We start from the raw sequence: 1643 nt of genomic DNA on the forward strand, positions 1-1643 counted from the left end.
AGTTGGGGCGGGGGCCGGCCCGAGGAGGGAGAGGGGGCGGAGGAGGGAGACGGGGCCGTCGAGGAGGGGGACGTGCCAGTCGAAGAGGCGGTGGGGAGGCCGTCGCGGTTGGCGAGGTCGATGAGGAAGGCTAATGTGGCGTCGTCGACCCGGCGGGCAAGCTGCCGGAAGCGCACGCCCACCTCGGTCTCACGCGAGAGCAGGGATGTCCACCGGCGACCGTACTCGGCCAACGGCTCCGCAGAGAGGTTGTCCTCCGCCAGAGCGCGGGCGAACACCTCCACAGCAATCTCGGCCGCCAGCAGACCGTAGTACACGCCGCCGCCGGCGGTGGTCTTGACCTGGCCGGCGGCTTCGATCCGGCGCAAAGTCATGTGGTGGTGGACGGAACCGATTGAAGACTAAAACCGACTGAACAGAAACCGGAACGTCAAACAGGGAGCGTCCTGCGCCGTACTCGCTGGCGATCAACAACCACAATGCTGCTGGCCAGGTCCCTTTCGGAGACTGCGGCGATAGCCCGTCCGATCATAGACAGCATGTCGGATTCGCTGAAGCTCCCTCCGCGAAAAAGAACAACTCCCGGGCGGCGAGCACGCGTGAGCGCCAGAAGACGAGGGTAGTCCAGATCGGCCGTAACCACCACCCTACCCTCAGACCGTGCACGCTCCATGATCTCTTCGTCCGAGGCAGAGCCCAGCCCAACTTCAAAGGCGTGAATGGTATCGTGACCGTGCTCACAGAGCCAACGGGCAAGGGTCGGCGAGAGCGGCATGTCGACAGGAACTTCACCGAGCAACCTCCACCGTCTCCTCTTCAGCCAGGAACGCAGCATATCTCAGCGCCGCATCAACATCGGCAGGCTCAAGGTAGGGGTACGCCTTCAGGATGCTGTCGCGTGTCTCCCCCGCAGCAAGCAGCCCTAGCAGGCGCGAGACAGGAAAGCGAAGGTCGCGGATGCAGGGTTTCCCCCCGCACACCTTTGGATCAACCGTAATTCGCTCGAAGACTTCCATTCTGCCGCTACCTCCTACCGGCTTGCAGACCTCGCCACACACTCGCGTCACAGCCATTGTATCCTGCTCACGTGCGGCATCCAATCCCGCCCCGTCCGTACTCTCTCTACGGATGAGCCCCTTTCCTCCCGGTCTACGAACCGCTGCTTTCCTCCACCCGCCGGACAAGTTGCCGGAAGCGCACGCCTACCTCGATCTCGCGCCCGAGCAGGGACCTCCACCGGCGATCACACCCGGCCCACGACTCCGCACACGGGATGTCCTCCGCCAGAGCGCGGGTCAAGACATCCACAGCAATCTCGGCCGCCAGCAAACCGTAGCACGCGCCGCCACCGGTGGTGGTCCTGACCTGGCCAGCGGCTTCGCCCACCAGCAAAACCTCCGCCCACCGCGTAAGGCAGGGTGCCGAGGGGGAGCGGGCCGACCACCGGCCTACCCGTGACGCGGTGGCCGCGGCCGCGCAGGCGCCGATGGTCGAGGAGCGCCGCCAGGCGCTCGAGGGGGCGGTCGTAGGCGGTCAGCCTGGTCCATCTCAGTCGCCGCCTTCTCCGTGCAGGCAAAGGCCACCACGGAACGGGGTCCTGCCCCCCGGGCCAGGAGGAACCTTCCGGGTCGATCGCGGCGCAG

The 1643-nt window shown here is 66.1% G+C and carries 4 protein-coding genes; all 4 read right to left on the reverse strand.

Features of this window, described 5'->3' with window-relative positions; genetic code table 11:
- Positions 1 to 374: hypothetical protein (locus AB1609_23280; GenBank protein MEW6049358.1), on the reverse strand; the 374-nt coding region annotated here is incomplete at its 3' end.
- Positions 375 to 430: 56 nt separating this feature from the next.
- Positions 431 to 835: a DUF5615 family PIN-like protein gene (locus tag AB1609_23285; GenBank protein ID MEW6049359.1), complete on the reverse strand. Its 405-nt coding sequence runs from the start codon at positions 833 to 835 to the stop codon at positions 431 to 433.
- A complete protein-coding gene (locus AB1609_23290) occupies positions 789 to 1016 on the reverse strand; it encodes a DUF433 domain-containing protein (GenBank protein ID MEW6049360.1) in 228 nt (75 codons plus the stop codon). Before AB1609_23290 ends, AB1609_23285 begins: the two co-directional genes overlap by 47 nt.
- Before the next feature lie 133 nt (positions 1017 to 1149).
- On the reverse strand, positions 1150 to 1386 hold the full coding sequence (locus tag AB1609_23295; protein ID MEW6049361.1) for a hypothetical protein: 237 nt from the start codon (positions 1384 to 1386) through the stop codon (positions 1150 to 1152).
- Positions 1387 to 1643 lie beyond the last annotated feature (257 nt).

Source organism: Bacillota bacterium (assembly GCA_040754675.1).
GTDB lineage: Bacteria > Bacillota > Limnochordia > Limnochordales > Geochordaceae > Geochorda.

What these genes read in the sequence shown, in the direction of transcription:
- AB1609_23285 (MEW6049359.1), bottom strand. Translation starts at nt 835, where the DNA reads ATGCTGCGTTCCTGGCTGAAGAGGAGACGGTGGAGGTTGCTCGGTGAA.
- AB1609_23290 (MEW6049360.1), bottom strand. Translation starts at nt 1,016, where the DNA reads ATGGAAGTCTTCGAGCGAATTACGGTTGATCCAAAGGTGTGCGGGGGG.